Annotated in this window: 15 protein-coding genes; 7 read left to right on the top strand and 8 right to left on the bottom strand. The window is 56.7% G+C overall.

Annotated features, from left to right (window positions below):
• Positions 1–127 precede the first annotated feature (127 nt).
• The gene (locus CDH48_RS01735; protein WP_100686976.1) at positions 128–316 is read right to left on the bottom strand and encodes a hypothetical protein; all 189 of its coding nucleotides are present in this window, start codon (positions 314–316) and stop codon (positions 128–130) included.
• Positions 317–562: 246 nt separating this feature from the next.
• Here CDH48_RS01735 and CDH48_RS01740 point away from each other — a divergent pair, with 246 nt between their 5' ends.
• Positions 563–2365: an acyl-CoA dehydrogenase gene (locus CDH48_RS01740; RefSeq protein ID WP_100686977.1), complete on the top strand. Its 1803-nt coding sequence runs from the start codon at positions 563–565 to the stop codon at positions 2363–2365.
• 188 nt (positions 2366–2553) lie between these two features.
• Here the strand turns inward: CDH48_RS01740 and CDH48_RS01745 are convergent, their stop codons facing one another.
• Both CDH48_RS01745 and CDH48_RS19075 read right to left on the bottom strand, forming a co-directional pair.
• Positions 2554–3843: an alkane 1-monooxygenase gene (locus CDH48_RS01745; protein ID WP_100686978.1), complete on the bottom strand. Its 1290-nt coding sequence runs from the start codon at positions 3841–3843 to the stop codon at positions 2554–2556.
• A gap of 192 nt (positions 3844–4035) precedes the next feature.
• On the bottom strand, positions 4036–4266 hold the full coding sequence (locus CDH48_RS19075; RefSeq protein ID WP_157807785.1) for a hypothetical protein: 231 nt from the start codon (positions 4264–4266) through the stop codon (positions 4036–4038).
• Between the two features lie 105 nt (positions 4267–4371).
• Here CDH48_RS19075 and CDH48_RS01755 point away from each other — a divergent pair, with 105 nt between their 5' ends.
• A complete protein-coding gene (locus CDH48_RS01755) occupies positions 4372–4665 on the top strand; it encodes a hypothetical protein (RefSeq protein WP_100686980.1) in 294 nt (97 codons plus the stop codon).
• Between the two features lie 49 nt (positions 4666–4714).
• Here CDH48_RS01755 and CDH48_RS01760 read toward each other — a convergent pair whose 3' ends face one another.
• The 3 genes from CDH48_RS01760 to lamB form a co-directional block, all read right to left on the bottom strand.
• The gene (locus CDH48_RS01760; RefSeq protein WP_227520878.1) at positions 4715–5173 is read right to left on the bottom strand and encodes a hypothetical protein; all 459 of its coding nucleotides are present in this window, start codon (positions 5171–5173) and stop codon (positions 4715–4717) included.
• A gap of 71 nt (positions 5174–5244) precedes the next feature.
• Entirely contained in the window at positions 5245–8406 is a 3162-nt protein-coding gene (pulA, locus tag CDH48_RS01765) for a pullulanase-type alpha-1,6-glucosidase (protein ID WP_100686981.1), read from the bottom strand.
• Positions 8407–8640: 234 nt separating this feature from the next.
• Positions 8641–10002: a maltoporin LamB gene (lamB, locus tag CDH48_RS01770; protein WP_227520879.1), complete on the bottom strand. Its 1362-nt coding sequence runs from the start codon at positions 10000–10002 to the stop codon at positions 8641–8643.
• 431 nt (positions 10003–10433) lie between these two features.
• Here lamB and zwf point away from each other — a divergent pair, with 431 nt between their 5' ends.
• Genes zwf through CDH48_RS01785 form a run of 3 tightly spaced genes read left to right on the top strand, consistent with a single transcriptional unit; the run spans position 10434 to position 13292 of the window.
• Positions 10434–11909 (top strand): glucose-6-phosphate dehydrogenase, encoded by a 1476-nt coding sequence (zwf, locus tag CDH48_RS01775; protein ID WP_100686983.1) that lies wholly within the window; start codon positions 10434–10436, stop codon positions 11907–11909.
• Positions 11902–12615, top strand: a complete 714-nt coding sequence (gene pgl / locus CDH48_RS01780) for a 6-phosphogluconolactonase (protein WP_100687196.1) — start codon at positions 11902–11904, stop codon at positions 12613–12615. Before zwf ends, pgl begins: the two co-directional genes overlap by 8 nt.
• A gap of 29 nt (positions 12616–12644) precedes the next feature.
• Positions 12645–13292, top strand: coding sequence for a bifunctional 4-hydroxy-2-oxoglutarate aldolase/2-dehydro-3-deoxy-phosphogluconate aldolase (locus CDH48_RS01785; protein WP_100686984.1), 648 nt, complete (start codon positions 12645–12647; stop codon positions 13290–13292).
• An 11-nt stretch (positions 13293–13303) separates the two neighbouring features.
• On the opposite strand, the gene pyk is transcribed toward CDH48_RS01785, so the two are convergent.
• On the bottom strand, positions 13304–14752 hold the full coding sequence (gene pyk / locus CDH48_RS01790) for a pyruvate kinase (protein ID WP_100686985.1): 1449 nt from the start codon (positions 14750–14752) through the stop codon (positions 13304–13306).
• A 67-nt stretch (positions 14753–14819) separates the two neighbouring features.
• Complete coding sequence (gene gap / locus CDH48_RS01795) at positions 14820–15824, bottom strand: type I glyceraldehyde-3-phosphate dehydrogenase (protein ID WP_100686986.1); 1005 nt, start codon at positions 15822–15824, stop codon at positions 14820–14822.
• Positions 15825–15990: 166 nt separating this feature from the next.
• Between gap and edd the strand changes: the two genes are divergently transcribed.
• Both edd and CDH48_RS01805 read left to right on the top strand, forming a co-directional pair.
• On the top strand, positions 15991–17811 hold the full coding sequence (gene edd, locus CDH48_RS01800) for a phosphogluconate dehydratase (protein WP_100686987.1): 1821 nt from the start codon (positions 15991–15993) through the stop codon (positions 17809–17811).
• The gene (locus tag CDH48_RS01805) at positions 17808–18773 is read left to right on the top strand and encodes a glucokinase (RefSeq protein ID WP_100686988.1); all 966 of its coding nucleotides are present in this window, start codon (positions 17808–17810) and stop codon (positions 18771–18773) included. Before edd ends, CDH48_RS01805 begins: the two co-directional genes overlap by 4 nt.
• Positions 18774–18791 lie beyond the last annotated feature (18 nt).

An 18791-nucleotide genomic window follows, 5' to 3' on the forward strand; every position in this document is an offset into this window, starting at 1 on the left:
GCCGCCGACGAGCCTTGCGGTCATGGTTGCTCCGTTAGTAAAACCTGAGAGTAGATGATACGTGCCCGGGCTCGCAGGTCAAGTCAACTTATGATCGATCAAGTACAGACGTGGTGGAGAGGTGACGCTAAGGGGCACTATCAGCCCGTTTACTGCATGCCGATTTAAGAGCGTTGAAAATGGCTTGGGCTTCGGCTTCCAGTACCCGGGTGTGCAGGCTGTTGCCCTGCCTGACTGCCTGCTCCAGCTGTTCCAGCTTCATGCTGTATAGCCTGCTGAGAACTTCAGCCCGGGTTTGTTGAACCGGTGCGTTCATGGCACGTTTCTCCCAGATGACACCTGTCAGTTTACTTTACGAAAATAGACGGCCAGTGGCCGTTGAGGGATTATGATGCATAACCCGGGCCAAACATCGTTGGCCGGATTGCCACCCAGGCTGCGACCTTTGGACACCGGGAGCCGGCCCGGTCTGTTTGCGAAACAAACGGCTGAGCGAGCTGATATCCTCGTAGCCGATACACAATTAAGAGATGCACCAGTCAATTACCAGGAAACTGCATAAATGACCGATACCCTGATAGACCGCCGCGATCTGGCGTTCCAGCTTTACGAAGTGCTTGATACCGAAGGCCTGCTCAGCCGCGAGCGTTTTAACGAGCACAACCGTGATACCTTCGATGCCGTCATCGAAACCGCCGACAAAATGGCCAGAGAGAAGTTCGCCAACCACAACAGCGCGGCGGACAAAGACGAGCCAAAGTTCGTCAATGGCCAGGTGCAAATGCTACCGGAAGTGAAAGAGGCCTTTGACGCCTACGCCAAAGCCGGGTTTATCGCAGGGCGCTATGATTACGAGCTCGGAGGTATGCAGCTTCCCGAGACTGTTATGGCCGCCTGCAACGGCTTCTTTACTGCCGCTAACCCGGGCACTGCGGGTTATCCATTCCTGACTACGGCAGCCGCCAACCTTATTCGCGTTTTTGGCAATGAATCCCAGAAAGCCAGCTTTCTGCCCAACATGCTCAGCGGTCGCTACAGTGGCACCATGGCTCTCACGGAGCCCCATGCCGGCTCGTCGCTGGCGGACATTCGCACCTCCGCCACACCAGCAGACGATGGCCACTACCTGATAAAAGGCGCAAAAATCTACATCTCCGGTGGTGAGCAGAGCATCACCGAGAACATAGTCCACATGGTGCTTGCCAAAATCAAAGGCGCTCCCGCCGGAGTGAAGGGCATCTCCCTGTTCATTGTTCCCAAGTTCCGGGTCGACAGCGACGGCAACCCCGCTGACCGTAATGGCGTGAGTCTGGCCGGCCTGATTCACAAACTCGGCTACCGCGGCACCACCTCCACGGCACTCAGTTTTGGCGACGATGCGCCCTGCCACGGTTATCTGGTGGGCGAGCCCCATCAGGGCCTGAAGTACATGTTCCAGATGATGAACGAGGCCAGGGTAGGCGTGGGCTTCGGCGCAGCGGTGATTGGCTATCGCGGCTACATGCACAGCCTGGAATACGCCAAAGACCGTTTGCAGGGCCGCAAGGCTTCCGAGAAGAACCCGGAAAGCCCGCAAGTGCCGATTATTGAACATGCGGATGTGCGCAGAATGCTGCTGGCCCAGAAAGCCTACAGCGAAGGTGGGTTGGCACTTTGCCTGTATGGCGCACGCCTGATGGACGACCAGCACACCCATCCGGATGAACAGAAGCGCACAGAAGCCGGCAAGCTGCTCGACCTGCTTACACCGGTAATCAAGACCTGGCCCTCAGAACACGGCCCGAAGGCTAACGATCTTGCGATTCAGGTATACGGCGGAGCCGGCTATACCCGCGAGTACCCGGTGGAGCAGTGCTGGCGTGATAACCGCCTGAACCCTATCCACGAGGGCACCAGTGGGATTCAGGGTCTGGATCTGTTGGGCCGAAAGATCTGGCAGGATCAAAGCCACGGTTTGCAGTTGCTGATGCAGGAGATGCAGGTGGATTTGCAGGCTGCAACCACCGACCGCTGCCAGCAGTGGGCTTTGTCGCTGAGTGAAACCTTGCAACAGGCCGTTAAAGTGACCCAAAATCTGGGTAAATCCTTGATGAGCGGCGAAGTAGACAAAACCCTCGCCAACGCTTCCTGCTATTTGCATCTGTTTGGCCATATCATCGTAGCCTGGATGTGGCTGCGACAGGCGAATGCTGCGGCGAATGCGCTGGCTTCTGCCAATACCGACGATGAGCGCAACTTCTACCAGGGCAAATTGCAGGCCGCCCAGTATTTCTTCCACTGGGAACTGCCGACGGTGGCTCAGGACTTGGTGTTGTTGCGGAATATGGATGACACTTGCCTGAATATGAAAGCCGAGTGGTTCTAGGCTTAGAGGTGCCTGCTTAGCCGGTGGGCTCCGACTCCCGGGAAACGCCCACGAGTACTTCCCTGTAGGGCTTGACGGTGGCCATCCTTGGCCACCGACATTTCCGGGAGTCGGAGCCCACCGGCGGCCCGCACCATAAGTTCGATGCGAGCCGTCACAAACTCAAATTTCCGAGCTCCTGGTGCCAGTCAGGCTGCCTTCTCCGAAGCCGAACCAGCCTCCTCCCGACGAGCCGCGGCTTTGGCGGCCACCTCCGCCGCATAATCCGCATACTTGGCCATCAGCTCGGCCTTACGATCCGGATCCCAGTTGATCTTGCTCAGATCGCCCTCGTAGTGATCGATCACCCGCTTATCCATCGTTTCATACCACCACTGGGGCACGTAAGCCGGTAACAGCATCGATGCGTAGCCGCCGGGTAATTGTGGGGCCTTGTCGAAGTGGCGCAGTGCCTGGAAGCTCCGCTGTGGATGGGCGTGATGATCTGAGTGACGCTGCAACTGATACAGGAACAGATTGGTCACAATATGATTGCTGTTCCAGCTATGCTCTGGCTGTGTGCGCTCGTACTTTCCATTCTTGTCCTTCTGGCGCAGGAGGCCATAGTGCTCAATGTAATTCACACTCTCCAGTAAACTGGCACCATACACTGCCTGGGCGGCGAGGAATGGAACCGCGCGAGGCCCGCAAACAAGCGTGGTCGCGCCAAAGAAACCGGCACTCATCGCCCAGCCCTGCAGCAGTTCATTGTCCAGGCTCCAGAAACTCTTGCCTTTGCGCGCAAGTCGCGCCTTCTCGATCTTCACTGAAGATTTGATACCACCGAGCACTGTGCGTGGCAAAAACTTCCAGAAGCTCTCCCCCATGCGACTGCTTGCAGGATCTTCCGGTGTTGCGACGCGCTTGTGGTGGCCAAAATTATGCTCAACAACAAAATGGGTGTAGCCCGTGGGCGCCAGTGCAGCCATGGCCATCAGTTTATTGAGTTTGCTTGATTTATGGCCCAGCTCATGGGCAGTGTTGATGCCAACGCCATTAATCGCACCAACGGTCAGCGTCAGGCCGATTTTATCCTCTATCGGTGTGTTCTTGCGGCTTGCCAGCCAGGCACCCATAACGGTCATTGCGTACTGGGTGGGGATAAAGGCCTTGACGATGCGGCTGTAATACTTGTCTTGCTCCAAGGGCCCGACTGCAGATTCTGGCGGATTGCTGGGGTCTTCACCGATCGCCCGATCCAGAGCCGGAATAATACCGTGAACCAATGCCGGCCCGGTCCAGGCCAGTGCTTTCAGTTTTTTAGGCGCGACTGCATAACCGGTCAAGGCCGCCAGGCCTATACCGGGCAGGGCAGGGCCCAGTAGCCAGAGATAGCGTTTCGGGTCTTTCCATTTTTCAGCGGTGCCTGGTGCCGCAGGGTTGTCCGCCGGCTTTTTTATGTACTGTGGATCCAGATTGTTACGGATTTTGGCATTCATGGTGTTTCTCCAGTTCGGTGCACGTAACTCAAACTTATGTCCGACAATCTTGCAATGCAACAAATAAAAATACGTCTCCCAACGTTGGCTCAAAATGACAAAAAACAATTTGAGTGGCGGGCACGGGAAATCTGGACCAGACTTTCGGCACGAAAATGATAAAAAAACAGGGATGGTCTGGAGATGAAAAGGTCAGATGCTTTGGTTGCAGGGGTCGGTTCTTTTCGCGCAACCCTCTGTGAATATTTGTCCAGCGGTCAGCTTCTGGAGGTGGTCTATCGCGACAGCGCTGGTCAAGTGTGTGTTGTGCACGACGTGATACGGGACATTTTCAGCCGCGCCGGGCAGGACTTCATTTTTCTTGGTCGCGGAACCATGCTGCCATTTGAGCGGATTTTGACAATTGACGGTCAGCAAATTCATGGTATCTCCGATTAAAAAAAGGGTAACCGGCAGGTAATTGTGTGGTGTGGGGTATGGCTTTACCCTGTTCTTGGTTACTAACGTTTACCAACAGAGGGATATGTTATGAATAAGTTCACTCTCAGTGCGCTGTTTTTGTTTTTGACTTTGGGTCTTGCTGCCTGCAGCTCCGAGGACAACGAAGGAGCCGATTTTGAGCAGGCCGCGGACAATGCTGAAGAGATGGTGGACGACGCAGGAAACTCAGTGGAAGAGACCTATGAAGAAGCCACTGGCCAGGATGAAGGCGTCATGGGTGAAATGAAAGAAGGTGCTGAAAACGCCGGCGAGGAAATGGGCGACGCCGCGGACGAAGCCGGTGACTCCATAGAGGAAGGCTATGACGAAGTGACTAAATAATCATGCCTCGGCTCTGGCGCGTTGCATCTGCGCCAGAGCGCTCCTCCGCTTACTCGGCTGTAGCCTTTTTGACGTAGACCTGCGGGATTTCGCCTGAGGCATCAAAGTAAAACTCGTAGACTGCGCTTTCAGGTGGCGTAAAACGGAAATTCTCAAACACAGCCGAACAGTTGGCATTGACCGGCTCGCCGAGTTCAACCACCTTGTCTTCCTTTTCCGAGAGATAGCCGCAATTGGTACCGCTGCTCCAGTTGGCATCGCCAAACTTGAATTCATAAGGCTGGCCATCCGCTTTCAGTTCCACTTGGGTGCGATACAGGCCGCTGTCAACTTTCTTCACTTTGTACTCGGGCAGAGCATCCCACCAGGCAAACTGACCTCTGAGATACAGCGAATCGCTATAGTCCCGCTCACCGCCGGTTGTGGCACAGCCTGTGACAGCCAGAACGGAGGCAAAGACAAGGGCGGGATTAAGGTTGAGGTTAAGGGCGCTGAGTTTCATATTCATCAATGTTCTCCTTCTTTTTTTAAAAGCCACCGGAAGGCCCGGTGGCGGTAGGTGATCTGAGGCGTCGTTGATTAGCGGGCAAAGACGGCAACGGACAGCGCCGGAACGGAGAAGTCGCCACCTGCTGCGCCTGCATAGCCGGTTGGTGATGTGTCCGCCATGACCCCAAAGGTGCCCGTCAGTGCCGTGCTCAGGGTTTGTGTGGTGTTGCTTGCGTTGATAACGACAACAATCTCGTCGTTGGCGGCATCCAGATCGTCCAGGCCGTTACTGGTATCATCCAGCAGGCTGTAGCCGATCACTCCCGGAATCTGCCCGCTGCCGGTGTTCAGGAAGCTCAGGCGGTTCCGGACAGCTTCGGCGGTTTGCAGGCGGAACAGGGGGCTGTCCCTGCGCACCGACAGAAGTTTCCGGACCTGTTCGTTGGTATAGGCAATGGCTTCGGGTGTGGGTTCTGCATTGGCTCCTGCCGATTGAATGACCTCGCTGATCAGATTCCAGTTCGAGCCGTCCTTGTCCTGACGGGGCAGGCCCCGGTTCCAGGCAGAGCCCTGGAAACTGAAATCCACTTCGTTGTACCAGTCGCCGGAATCATAGCTGTCCCGCTCCATGGACTTCGAACGCAGCAGTTCCGAGCCCATATGCAGGAACGGGATGCCCTGGCTGAGAATGGGAACTGCCAGGCCGACCACCTGCATCTGTGCCCGCTCCATTGTGGTTGCGGAATAGTCTGCCTTGTACTGGTTGTTGTCCCACAGGGTCTGGTTGTCGTGCTTCGACACGTAATTGATGATTTCCTGGGGATCGGCGGTATAGCCTGCATTCAGTCCGTTGTAGTCGATCTGGGCGCCGCTCGTGATCTCGCCTGTGGCGGCTTCAAAGGTGTAATCCTTGAGGTTGCCGGCGATACCGATACGAATCCAGTCGCTGATCTGAAGCAGGCGCGCCTTCTCGTCTTCGCTACCGCTGTTGCGATCATTCGGGTGGGTGAACAGGCCATTGCCGAAGCCCTGATTGGCGCGGATGGCGTCGCCACCGTCAAAGGGACCGCCGCCGCGGACCGCATCCCGGAGCCGGTCGTTGAATGAGCCGATGCCGGTGCCTGCCATATTGGACTGGATGGCATTACGGCCCCGTGCATTATTGGCCACTTCGCCGAAATTCCAGGCTTCGCCATAAAAATAAGTGTCCGGATCAACCGCCTTTACTGCTGCCAGTGCCTTTTCCATGTTGCTCAGCATATGGTGGCCCATAAGGTCAAAACGGAAGCCTGAGATCTTGTACTGTTCTGCCCAGGTCACCAGAGAATCCACCATCAGCTTTTCCATCATGGCGTGTTCGCTGGCGGTATTCTCGCAGCAGGTGGATTGCTCCACGGCTCCGGTTTCCGGATCCTGGCGGTGGTAGTAACCGGGAACCAGCTTGTCCAGCACTGAGTTTTCAGCAAGCCCGGAGGCGTTGGTGTGGTTGTAGACCACGTCCATAACCACGTTCAGGCCCAGCGCTGTTGCCGCCTGCACCATTTCCCGAAATTCCAGAATGCGCTGGGCGCCGTCTGCATCGGACGCATAACTGCCTTCGGGAACCGTGAAGTGCACCGGGTCATACCCCCAGTTGAAACTGTCCAGGTCCCGGAAGGTATTGTAGAGAGCCTGGGCGTCGCCGGTGAGCGGGTCGAATTCAGCCAGGACCTGGCGAATGGATTTGCCGCTGGTGCAGTAAGTCTGGTAGGTGCTGGCAGCCTCCCCGGACAGATCGCAAAGACGGCTGAAATCATCGTTGATGTCTACTACCCCGGTCGGGTCTTCGTTGATGGTGGCAATGTCGAACGCCGGCAGCAGGTGCAGGTGGGTGACGCCGGCATCCGCCAGGGATTTCAGGTGCGCGATACTGTCGACGCTGCCGTCTGCAGGCGCGGTAAACGCGCGATACTTGCCTCGCAGTGCCGGATCAAGGGTTTCATCGGTAGCACTGAAATCGCGGATGTGGGTCTCATAGACAACCACATCTTCCGGGGCCAGCATGGCCGGGGGTGTCAGTGAGTCCCAGCCGGCCGGTTTGTGGTTGGTTTGAATATCCACAACCTGAGCATACTGACCGTTGGTTGAGAGGCTCAGGGCGTAGGGGTCTGAAACCATGGTGGTTTCGATGGCGCCGGTTCGTGGGTGATAGACCCTCACCTCGTATTGGTAGAACTGCTGGTCCAGATCTGCAAAGTTTCCGTTATGGGTCCAGACGCCATCAGTTTCAGCCATGCTGACCGGGTAGCCCGGGAGCAGAGCGCCCGAATCGTCGAAAACGTGGAGGCGCAGAGACTGTGCTGTCGGTGCCCAGACGGTGAAGTCCACGTCAGCACCGTTTACCCTGGCCCCCAGCTTTCCGTCATAAGCAAACAGGTCATCCAGAACACCGGGAACCTGGACTCCGGTCGCCATAACCAGATCGTCGCTGCTGTTGAAGCCGGCGGCCACCAGTTGTCCTTTCAGGGCCGCTTTGATTTCGGAGGTGTCTGCCTGGACTTCGAAAGCCGGCCAGTCACTCAGATGTGGGAATTTTTCCGCGAGGGCAGGGGCAAGGGAGGTTGCCGACAGTGCCAGAGACTCTCCGCCGTCCAGGGTTTTGCTTTCGGTAACCTGGATTTCAGCATTCGGGTCGTGTCGCAGCTCAACCCGGGCGAGATTGCCTGCATTCTTGATCACAACAGTGGTTTCATCGAGCCAGTGGGCTCTGGCGCCAGCGATGGTAACGGCTGCTGCCTCAATCGGGGTTTGTGATAATTCCTGGCTGCCACTGAGGGTAAAGATGCGGTTGCCAAGGGCACCGAAATGCCAGCGGTGGTCAAGGCCACCAAGGTCCTTTTCATCACCCTTATGCATGATGAAGTTCAAGCACTCACCGGCCTCGCGCATCGGGATCAGGTACCAGGCACCGTAGGTGTCGCTGACACCATCAGGTAACCGGGGGCTGTTCCACTCGGTTGGAACGCCCTCGGCAAGGCCATCGCAGCCGTCGGCGGGGTTGTTCCAGAGGTGCAGACCCCAGCCGCTGTAGTTTTCGTCCGGTCGTTTGTAATACAGCAGTGCTTCATTCTCGCCCGGCTCCAGCAGTGTGTCGGTCCCGCCACCGATGGCGTCGTCGTCCGCCGCAGGGTTGTCACTTCCGGAATTGCAGCCGGCCAGGGCCAGCAAAAATGCCAGCACCAGGCTACCTGCAACCAGTCTTTGCTCAGGCATGAGAAATCCCCTTTTCCATTTTTTTTGTTTGGCTTTGAACCCTTTTGGGTCAGGTTCATAGTTGCGTGATAAAGCTGAAAGAACATCCTTCGGCAGGCAATTTTTCGGGGCGTAGATGAAATGGAGTGGGGGTAGTAGAAACGGTTCAGGCTGGAAACGGTGCCGGCTGTAAAAAAAAGGGGCCGGCAAAAGCCGGCCCAGAGGAGGTCCAACAAAAATGTGGGATTCAGAGCCTTACCACCAGGCTTCTACCTGGGCACCAACCCGGATATTACCGTCGTCATCCCTGTCTTCTGCGCGGTCACCGAAGAAAGAGCCTGCGTAGAGCCGAATGGTTGGGCGAGCCCAGAAGCTGGGGCCTGCTGACCATTCCTGGGCAACAACGATTTTCTTGAGGTTCTTGTCATTGTCCGTGGACCATACAGAGCCGTCATAATAGCCGGAGTCGTAACCCAGCTCGAGCGTGGTTTTCATAAAGTTTGTCCAGTTGTACTCTGGACGCAAAACAAAGCTCATCAAATGCGGGTCATTCTCGGCGGTGTTGCCGTAGGTCTTGCCCTGTTGATACAGAGCCGAATAACCCAGCTCTACTTTGTCGGTGAGTTTGATGACGCCCCAGTCCAGTACGCGCCAACTCTCCTCAATGGTCCCGTCCCACCAGGTGCTGTTCAGTGACTCACCGCCACCATGTGCAACATATGCCTCGTGGCCCATGGAGCCTTCTGCATACTGGACAACAAACTTGTTGAATCCGCCCATCAGGCCGTGGGAGTACTCGGCGGTTAGGAAATAACCGTCGCGATCCACTTCTTTTGCTAATGTGTCCTTGGCTTCGTCCTGATCATCGGTCAGATCGGCGTAGCCGTAGATGCCGATTAGTTCCAGATTGCCGGAGGCCACCGGAAAGGCGTAGCGCAGGTCGATCTTGTTGTTCTGGACATAGAAGTCGTCGGTGTTAGCGCTGTGCCGGGACGGTGTGTCGAAGTTGGTCACTGCGAAGGAGAGCTTGCCTGCGCCCACGTCAACGCCTTCAAGGCCCGCGCCGTAGCCAGAATTGTTTATATAATACAGGTCAAGGATGTGGACATCCTTACGCTGATAATAGCGTTTGCCGGCCCAAAGGGTGGCTTCGGGTGCCCAGCCAATTACACCCTTGGCCGAGCCATATGCCTGGCGAAGTGCAATGTCACCACCCGCCCAGGGTTCGCTGGAAGAGGTCGAGGTCTCCTGATTCGGGAAATCAATTCCGGTGACTTCATTGGGACCACTCAGTGACTGGTAATCATTGCCCTGATTCTCGGCCTGGTAAGCCAGCATCGTGTCGAAGCGAAAAACCCGGCCATCCTGATTGAACAACTCATCACCCAGGCTCAGTTCACCGTAGGTGTCGCACTCATCGCCAAGTCGTCCGACCAGATGGGCGTTTGCACCACTGCCGTAACACAGTTGTTCACCACCGTCGGAGGTGGTGCTCAGGCCTGCCCGGGCATAGCCATGAAAATCAACAGCAACAGCCGGGGTTGCCAGAACTGCGGCGGTTATTGCTGCAGCCAGGGGAAGCTTGTTTGCAGTAAAGCGCTTTTTGTTTTGCATCATCTGTATCCTGTGCTTTTTGTCATTTTAAATGTCAGGGAAGCGGAATCTCCGGTTGCTGAATACAGGTCAGCACAGGCCGGTTCGGGCTTCCGGTTCCCGCGATTGCAGCTTCTGTCAATCAGACATTGGGAAACCGGATTTCATAGTGTTGTAACCCGGGGGTTAGTACATCATCCGTCCAAAAGAATTTGGGGGGTGAGTTTTCAGGGGTAGAAGGGGCGTAGGAGGATGACCCTGAATCATGAGTGCCTGTTATCGTAAAAAGGGCTGATTATACCGCGTTGTCATGAATGGCGACGTAGTAAAAATATCATTTAAGGCAGGATTTCCTTGGAAAATGGATTTTTTGATGTCATTATTTGTTTAAGATTACTACATTTTCCCGCTCGTTAAGTTTTTGTGACGGGATACCCACCAGAGAGAAGGAACCAATGGTCAACAAGATCAATACCCGTTGTGACCTGATGCTATTCGGTGCGCTGGGCGATCTTGCCCAGCGCAAACTGTTCCCGGCCCTTTATCAGTTGGAGCGCGCCAGCCTGCTGGCCGATGGCAGCCGGGTTCTGGCGATTGCCCGCACTAAGGCAGATACGGAAACCGTGCGCCGCCAGTTGTTTGAGAAGCTGAAGCAGTATGTGAAGCCGGAAGAGTTCGATGCGGGGTTGGCTGAGTCCTTTCTGCAGCGGGTTGATTACCAGATTCTGGATTTTAATGAACCGGGCGCCTTTGAAGTACTCAACGAATGGCGCGATGATGCCAACAACGAACTGATCGTTTACATGGCAACCCCACCTTCCATGTACGGTGTCATTGCCCGAAACCTGCGCTCGGCGAATTGCAGCTCAGAGAAGACGCGGGTGGTTGTAGAGAAGCCGATCGGTCACGACCTGGAATCCTCGAAAGTCATCAACGACGAATTGGGAGAGGTCTTCAATGAGAACCAGCTGTTCCGGATTGATCATTATCTGGGCAAGGAAACGGTTCAGAACCTGATCGCCCTTCGTTTTGCCAATAACCTGTTTGCCTCCCAGTGGGACCAGAACCATATCTCCCATGTCGAGATCAGCGTAGCCGAGAGTGTTGGAATTGAAGGCCGGTGGGGGTATTTCGACAAAGCCGGCCAGATTCGCGACATGGTTCAGAACCACCTGCTTCAGCTGTTGTGCCTGATTGCCATGGACCCGCCGTCAGACCTTTCTGCAGACAGTATTCGTGATGAAAAAGTAAAAGTGCTCAAAGCGTTGAAACAGATTACGCCCGACATGATGGACAGCTACGTTGTCCGTGGTCAGTACACAGCCGGCACGAGTAACGGCAAGCCGGTTCCCGGCTATCTGGAAGAAGACGGTGCCAACAAAGGCAGTGCCACCGAAACCTTTGTGGCGCTGAAGGCCGAAATCGATAACTGGCGCTGGTCCGGTGTTCCTTTTTACATCCGCACCGGTAAACGCCTGCCGGAGAAACTTTCCCAGATCATCATTCACTTCAAGCCGGCGCCGCACTACATCTTTGATCCGGACCAGAAGCACCTGGCCAACAACAAATTGATTATCCGCCTGCAGCCGGACGAGGGTATGGCCCTGAAGATCCTTACCAAGGATCAGGGGCTCGATAAGGGTATGCGGCTGCGTCAGGGCCCGCTGGAGCTGACTTTTTCCGAGACCTTTGCCACCGACCGCATTCCCGACGCCTATGAGCGTTTGCTTTGGGAGGTCATGAAGGGTAATCAATACCTGTTCGTTCGTCGGGACGAGGTGGAATACGCCTGGCGCTGGGTGGATCAGGTTATCCGGAACTGGAAAGACGGCGGCGAGCCGCCCAAGCGTTACGCCGCTGGAACCTGGGGGCCGGTTGCCTCCATTGCCATGATCACACGGGACGGGAGGAGTTGGTATGAAGATGTCTGATGTCGGTCTGCCCAAGGGGGTCAGTGACCGGTCCGGTGAAAACCCGGACGAAGTGGCTCGGAATCTTGCCGATGCGGTTGCCGGATTTTTGATGGATCGTCTCAAAGAAGCGCCCAGGGCCAGTCTGGTGGTTTCCGGTGGGTCCACGCCGCTGCCCTTTTTCAAGGCTCTGTCCACCAGGGAACTGGACTGGAGCAGGGTAGACGTTCTGCTGGCGGATGAACGCTGGGTGGACGCGGACAATGACGCAAGTAACACCCGTCTGGTCAAGGACAACCTGCTGCAAAATCGCGCTGCATCGGCGCGATTCCTGTCACTCAAGCAGTCCGGCGCTACGCCGGCAGATGGACTGGACCGGGTCAAAGCCGAGCTGGCCGATCTGGCTTTGCCACTGGATGTATTGATTCTGGGGATGGGAAATGACGGCCACACCGCCTCCCTGTTTCCGGACGCACCGGAACTGGCGTACGCCATGGACCCTGAATGCCAGGACATAGTTGCCGCCACAACACCGGCGTCGCAGCCCCAGAAGCGCATAACCCTGACCTGGCCGCCCCTGAGAGACGCGCGTTTTACTGCATTGCACCTGAAGGGTGAGGACAAACTGGCAACCCTGGAACGGGCCATTTCAGAACCGGAAAAAATTCTGGAAATGCCGGTCAGGGCCTTCCTCAAACCCGGTCTGCAGGTATTCTGGAGCCCCTGAAAGCGCCTCGATTTTGTAATGGAGAACATATGAAACAACTATCCAGCCATCATCGCGAGCGCGTGAGAGCGGTGCTGAACTCCTCGCCCCTGATACCGGTGATCACCGTTAACGATCCCGATGACGCCGTGCCTCTGTGCCTGGCTTTGGTTGAGGGAGGTATAAATGTACTGGAAATTACGCTGCGCACTGAGCACGGTGTAAAGGCTATCGAAAAAGTTCGGAAAGCCATCCCGGAAGCCTGGGTCGGCGCGGGCACTGTCACCAGCATTGCGCAATACCGACAGGTGGAGGCCGCAGGCGCCCAGTTCGTCATCACGCCGGGCGTGACCGAGGCCATCCTCGAATTTGGCATAACCTCGGAAACGCCACTGTTGCCCGGCATTGCCACCATCTCCGAACTGATGATCGGCTACAATCTGGGCTACCGCGAATTCAAGTTCTTCCCGGCCGAAGTCGCCGGCGGCATCCCGGCACTCAAGGCCTTCGGCGGCCCTTTTCCGGACGTTACCTTCTGCCCCACGGGGGGCATTCGCCGCAACACCGCGGCAGACTACCTGGCCCTCGGCAACGTTCAGGCCGTTGGTGGCACCTGGCTGACGCCAGCTGATGCAGTGGCTGCGAAAGACTGGTCGCAGATCACCGAAATTGCGCGGGGGAGCCTGGCTGATCTCTGACGCGTAACCATTCAGTGAATATCCGAACCCACCCTGACAATCTTCATGGTGTTGGTTCCGCCCTGGGCATTCACATAATCACCCTTGGTAATTGCCACCAGATCGCCTTCCTTCACCACCTTGCGGGTGACCAGTTCCGACACGGCGAGCGCGTTGGTTCGGGCATTCGGAATCTTTGCCGAATCAAACGGCACGGTCTGAACGCCCCGGAACAGCACCACCCGGTGCTGGGTTGAGTGGTGGCGGGAAAACGCGAAAATGGGCAGGCTTGACTTGATGCGGGACATCAGCCGGGGCGTGGCGCCGGTTTCAGTCATGCAGATGATCGCAGAAACACCTTCAAGGTGGTTGGCAGCGTACATGGCAGACAGCGCAATGGCCTCATCCACCTGTGCCATGCGCTCATGAATCCGGTGTCCGGACTGATGCATGGACGGATGCTTTTCCGCCCCCAGGCAGATTCGCACCATTGCTTCGACGGCTTCCCTCGGGTAATCGCCCACGGCTGTCTCGGCAGACAGCATCACCGCATCTGTATAATCCATCACGGCGTTGGCCACATCCGAGACCTCCGCCCGGGTCGGCATCGGGTTGGTGATCATGGACTCCATCATCTGGGTTGCCGTGATCACGGCGCGGTTCAGAACGCGGGCGCGGGAAATGATGTGTTTCTGAACGGCCACCAGCGCTGCATCACCGATTTCAACCGCGAGGTCGCCACGGGCCACCATGACCGCATCGGATGCTTCGATAACAGCATCCAGCGCGGCGGCATCATGGGCCAGTTCTGCGCGTTCAATCTTTGCCACCAGCCCGGCATCGGACCCCGCCTCTCTGAGCAGGCGGCGAGCTGTGTGCATGTCCTCGGCCGTGCGCACAAATGAGACAGCTACGTAGTCTGCTCCCAGGCGCGCCGCGGTCACTATGTCCTGCCTGTCTTTGTCTGTCAGGGCCTCGGCGGAGAGGCCACCGCCTCTCTTGTTCAGGCCCTTGTTGTTGGACAGGGGGCCGCCAATCATTACGGTGGACGTAATGCTGTGTGAATCCAGTGACGTGACTTCCATCTCGATGCGCCCGTCATCCAGCACCAGGATATCGCCGGGTTGCACGTCGTTGATCAGTTGTTCGTAGTCGATGCCAACCCGTTCTTCGGTACCTGCCTCCTTGTCCATGCTTGCATCGAGAACAAACGTCTGGCCGGCAACCAGGGTTACCTTGTTGTCGGTGAACCGGGCGATACGCAGTTTGGGCCCCTGGAGATCGGCAAGTAGTGCGACAAACCGGCCCTGAGCACTGGCGGCCTCGCGCACCCGGCGTGCGCGGTCGATATGTTCCTGGGCGCTGCCATGGGAAAAGTTCAGCCGGGTGACGTCTACTCCTGCAGCAATAATGCTGGCCAGGGATTCGGGTGAGTCGGTGGCGGGGCCGAGGGTGGCGACTATCTTGGTACGCCTGAGCATGGTTGGTGTCCTTTGGTTCTTCAAAATGGTCTCGAACAAGTGGCGGAATGAATCCGGGTGGCCAGGGTTACTGGCTGGCCTTGATCAGGGCAATGGCGTTATCCAGCATGCGATTCGAGAAACCCCATTCATTGTCGTACCAGGCCATGACTTTTACATGACGACCCAGTACCCGGGTGTGGTTCGCGTCAAAGATGCTTGAGAGCGCATTGTGGTTGAAATCCACGCTCACCAGTTTCTCGGTGTTGTAGCCCAGAACCGGATTGTTCCCGGCGGCCGCTTTTACCGCATTATTCACTTCTTCCACTGTGGTTTCCCGACCGGCGATGAAGCCGAAATCCACCAGCGATACATTGATGGTTGGAACCCGAACCGCCAGGCCATCCAGTTTGCCGTTGAGCGCCGGGATCACCTTGCCAATAGCGGCCGCAGCGCCGGTTTTAGTGGGGATCATGGATTGGGTGGCGGATCGTGCCCGGTACAGGTCGGAATGGTAAACGTCGCTCAGTTTCTGGTCGTTGGTGTAAGAGTGGATGGTGGTCATCAGGCCACTCTCAATGCCAATGCTGTCGTGCAGGGCTTCGGCAACAGGCGCCAGGCAGTTCGTGGTGCAGGATGCGTTGGATATGATGTCGTGCCCGGAGGTCAGGATTTCATGGTTCACTCCGTATACCACCGTGGCATCCGCATCGGGGCTGGGGGCGGAAATAATGACTTTGCGGGCGCCGGCGCTCAGGTGCGCTGCGGCCTTGGCCCGTTCGGTGAACAGGCCGGTGCATTCAAAGACCACATCAACACGGTAGTCTTTCCAGGGAAGTTCTTCCGGGTTGCGGATTGCTGTGATGGCGATCCGGTCGCCGTTCACGGTCAGGGATTCAGCGTCGTGGTTAATATCGGCGTTAAACCGGCCATGAACACTGTCATACTTGAGCAGGTGGGCGTTGGTTTCCGCGTTTCCGAGGTCGTTAATGGCAACAACCTGCAGTTGGCTCCGGTAGTTATTTTCATACAATGCCCTGAGCACATTGCGACCGATACGGCCAAAACCGTTAATTGCGATGCGGATCGTCATCATTTGACTCCTTGTTGGTCGTTTTTTGTTCGTTGATTTTCTTTGATGTAGTAAATATAACAACAAAAAAACAACAAATGAACGATCTGAAGGTGAAATATCCAAAAAAAGAAAGTAAAGTTACGAATAAAAGATCACTCTAGTAATTTACACAACGGAGCCCATCATGCACCCGACCGTCGCCAAGGTTACCCAGAGAATTATCAAGCGCAGTGAGTCAACGCGGCAGGATTACCTGGACCGCATGAATGTTCTGAAAGCCCGGTCCCCGCACCGGAGTGCTCTTTCCTGTGGCAATCTGGCCCACGGTTTTGCGGCCTGCAGTCAGGGCGACAAAGACACCCTGAAGTTCATGAACAAGGCCAACGTAGCCGTGGTTACGGCCTACAACGATATGCTTTCCGCCCACCAGCCCTATGAGAGATTTCCGGAACTGATCCGGGAGGCAGCGAGGGGAATGGGGTCTGTTGCGCAGGTTGCCGGTGGCACCCCCGCCATGTGTGATGGGGTAACCCAGGGTCAGCCGGGTATGGAGCTGAGCCTGTTTTCCCGGGACACCATCGCCATGAGTACCGCGGTGGCCCTGAGTCACAACATGTTCGATGCCACTCTGCTGCTGGGGATCTGCGACAAAATTGTTCCCGGCCTTCTGATCGGTGCCCTCAGCTTCGGTTACCTCCCCACCATTCTGGTTCCGGCGGGCCCGATGCCCTCGGGGCTTCCGAACAAAGAAAAGCAGCGCATCCGTCAGCTCTACGCCGAAGGCAAGGTTGGCAGGGAAGAACTGCTTGAGGCCGAGAGCAAGTCGTATCACAGCCCGGGCACCTGCACGTTTTATGGCACTGCCAACAGCAATCAGCTATTAGTGGAGGTCATGGGGCTGCACTTGCCCGGGGCGGCATTTGTAAATCCCCATACGCCGCTGCGTGATGAACTCACGCGGGCAGCAACCGAACAGGTGATCAAACTCTCGAAGCCTCACGGTGGCGAACTCGGTCTGTGCGACATGGTGGATGAAAAGAGCATCGTTAATGGCCTGGTGGCGCTTCTGGTCACCGGTGGTTCCACCAATCACACCATCCACTGGATCGCCATTGCCCGGGCGGCGGGTATCATTATCGACTGGAACGACTATGCCGAGCTTTCCTCAGTGGTGCCGTCCATGACCCGGATATACCCTAACGGCGAGGAAGACGTGAATGCGTTTCACGAAGCGGGCGGTACGCCGTTCCTGATCCGGGAGCTACTGAGTGGTGGCTACCTGCACAATGACGTGAACACGGTAGTGGGCTATGGCCTGGAGCGTTACGCCCGGATGCCGGAGTTGGAGGATAAAAATCTGGTCTGGAAGCCCGCGTCGGAAAAAAGTCTGCGACCGGATGTTCTCAGCCCGGTGGCGGAACCGTTTGCACCGGATGGCGGGCTGAAAGTGCTCAATGGCAATCTTGGCCGGGGTGTGATCAAGGTGTCTGCCGTTGCCCCCGAGCACCGTAAGGTGGAAGCTCCCGCCGTGGTGTTTAATGACCAGAACGAACTCAAGGCCTCATTTGAAGCCGGCGATCTGGACAGGGATTGCATTGTGATTGTGCGTTTCCAGGGCCCGAAAAGTAATGGCATGCCGGAACTGCACAAACTCACCCCCTACCTGGGAGTATTGCAGGACCGCGGATTCAGGGTTGGCCTGGTGACGGATGGCCGCATGTCCGGTGCGTCCGGCAAGGTGCCCGCAGCGATCCATGTTTACCCGGAAGCGCTGGATGGCGGGCCTCTGGCGAAAGTCAAAAATGGTGATCCGGTCTGCCTGGATGCCGAAAAAGGCATTCTTGCCATCCGGGTCGACGAGCAGGAGTTAGCCGGGCGGGAATCTGAAAAAGCGGACCTTACGGGTTATCATCACGGCTATGGACGGGAACTGTTTGGCTGGATGCGTCGCGCCACCAGTAATCCCGAGAAAGGGGCCAGCTTTTTCTGGAATCATGAGGCATGACAGCAGCACACTATTCACTGGTCGGTGATATCGGTGGCACCAATGCGCGCTTTGCGCTGGTAGAGCGGGGCAGCGTGCAGCCCCGGGCCATAGAGATCCTGCCCTGCGGGGAATACAACAATCTCGAGAATGCCGTTCGGGATTACCTGACACGGGTCGGGGTTTCGGAAGTGGATGGGGCCTGCCTGGCGGTTGCCTCGCCCGTACGCGGAACCCAGGTGCGGATGACCAACAACCACTGGCGCTTTGATACCGAAGAAATCCGAAAAGAGTTTGGCTGGGCGGCATTCAAGGTGATCAACGATTTTACCGCTATGGCACTTGGTGTTCCCCATGTTGCGGATGACCAACTGGTTCATGTTTGCGGGGGGCCGGGTGACAGTCGGCGTCCCAGGCTTGTTATGGGGCCTGGAACCGGGCTCGGGGTTTCCGGGCTGGTGCCGATTCAACAGGGTTGGGTGCCCTTGATGACCGAAGGCGGGCACGTGGATTTTGCGCCGACGGACGACACTGAAATGGCGGTGTTGCGTATCCTCAAGGCCCGCTTCGGCCGGGTTTCGGTGGAGCGGATTCTGTGCGGCCAGGGTCTGTTGAACCTCTACCAGGCCCATGCGGAAATCCAGGGTGTCGCTGCCCCACTGGATGGCCCGGAGAAAATCACGTCAGCGGCTCTGGATAACACGGATACCCTGGCCCGACATACCCTGCGGCATTTCTGCGAGTTGCTGGGTCGCGTTGCCGGTAATGGTGTGCTGACGCTTGGAAGTACCGGAGGGGTTTACCTGTGTGGCGGCATTCTGCCCCGCATTCTGGATTTTTTCCTGGAAAGCCCGTTCAGCAGTGGTTTTGAAGACAAGGGCAGAATGCGCCCGCTGCTGGAGTTTACGCCGGTTTACGTGGTCATGGAGCCATACACGGGGCTGTTGGGAGCCGCCGAGGCACTGGGTAATCCGGAGGTGTAAGCCCGCCAAGCCCGCGCC

Origin of the sequence: Marinobacter aromaticivorans (genome assembly GCF_002806975.1) — a bacterium.
GTDB classification, from domain to species: Bacteria; Pseudomonadota; Gammaproteobacteria; order Pseudomonadales; family Oleiphilaceae; genus Marinobacter; species Marinobacter aromaticivorans.

What these genes read in the sequence shown, in the direction of transcription:
- CDH48_RS01735 (WP_100686976.1), bottom strand. Translation starts at nt 316, where the DNA reads ATGAACGCACCGGTTCAACAAACCCGGGCTGAAGTTCTCAGCAGGCTA.
- CDH48_RS01740 (WP_100686977.1), top strand. Translation starts at nt 563, where the DNA reads ATGACCGATACCCTGATAGACCGCCGCGATCTGGCGTTCCAGCTTTAC.
- CDH48_RS01745 (WP_100686978.1), bottom strand. Translation starts at nt 3,843, where the DNA reads ATGAATGCCAAAATCCGTAACAATCTGGATCCACAGTACATAAAAAAG.
- CDH48_RS19075 (WP_157807785.1), bottom strand. Translation starts at nt 4,266, where the DNA reads ATGAATTTGCTGACCGTCAATTGTCAAAATCCGCTCAAATGGCAGCAT.
- CDH48_RS01755 (WP_100686980.1), top strand. Translation starts at nt 4,372, where the DNA reads ATGAATAAGTTCACTCTCAGTGCGCTGTTTTTGTTTTTGACTTTGGGT.
- CDH48_RS01760 (WP_227520878.1), bottom strand. Translation starts at nt 5,173, where the DNA reads ATGAATATGAAACTCAGCGCCCTTAACCTCAACCTTAATCCCGCCCTT.
- pulA (WP_100686981.1), bottom strand. Translation starts at nt 8,406, where the DNA reads ATGCCTGAGCAAAGACTGGTTGCAGGTAGCCTGGTGCTGGCATTTTTG.
- lamB (WP_227520879.1), bottom strand. Translation starts at nt 10,002, where the DNA reads ATGATGCAAAACAAAAAGCGCTTTACTGCAAACAAGCTTCCCCTGGCT.
- zwf (WP_100686983.1), top strand. Translation starts at nt 10,434, where the DNA reads ATGGTCAACAAGATCAATACCCGTTGTGACCTGATGCTATTCGGTGCG.
- pgl (WP_100687196.1), top strand. Translation starts at nt 11,902, where the DNA reads ATGTCTGATGTCGGTCTGCCCAAGGGGGTCAGTGACCGGTCCGGTGAA.
- CDH48_RS01785 (WP_100686984.1), top strand. Translation starts at nt 12,645, where the DNA reads ATGAAACAACTATCCAGCCATCATCGCGAGCGCGTGAGAGCGGTGCTG.
- pyk (WP_100686985.1), bottom strand. Translation starts at nt 14,752, where the DNA reads ATGCTCAGGCGTACCAAGATAGTCGCCACCCTCGGCCCCGCCACCGAC.
- gap (WP_100686986.1), bottom strand. Translation starts at nt 15,824, where the DNA reads ATGACGATCCGCATCGCAATTAACGGTTTTGGCCGTATCGGTCGCAAT.
- edd (WP_100686987.1), top strand. Translation starts at nt 15,991, where the DNA reads ATGCACCCGACCGTCGCCAAGGTTACCCAGAGAATTATCAAGCGCAGT.
- CDH48_RS01805 (WP_100686988.1), top strand. Translation starts at nt 17,808, where the DNA reads ATGACAGCAGCACACTATTCACTGGTCGGTGATATCGGTGGCACCAAT.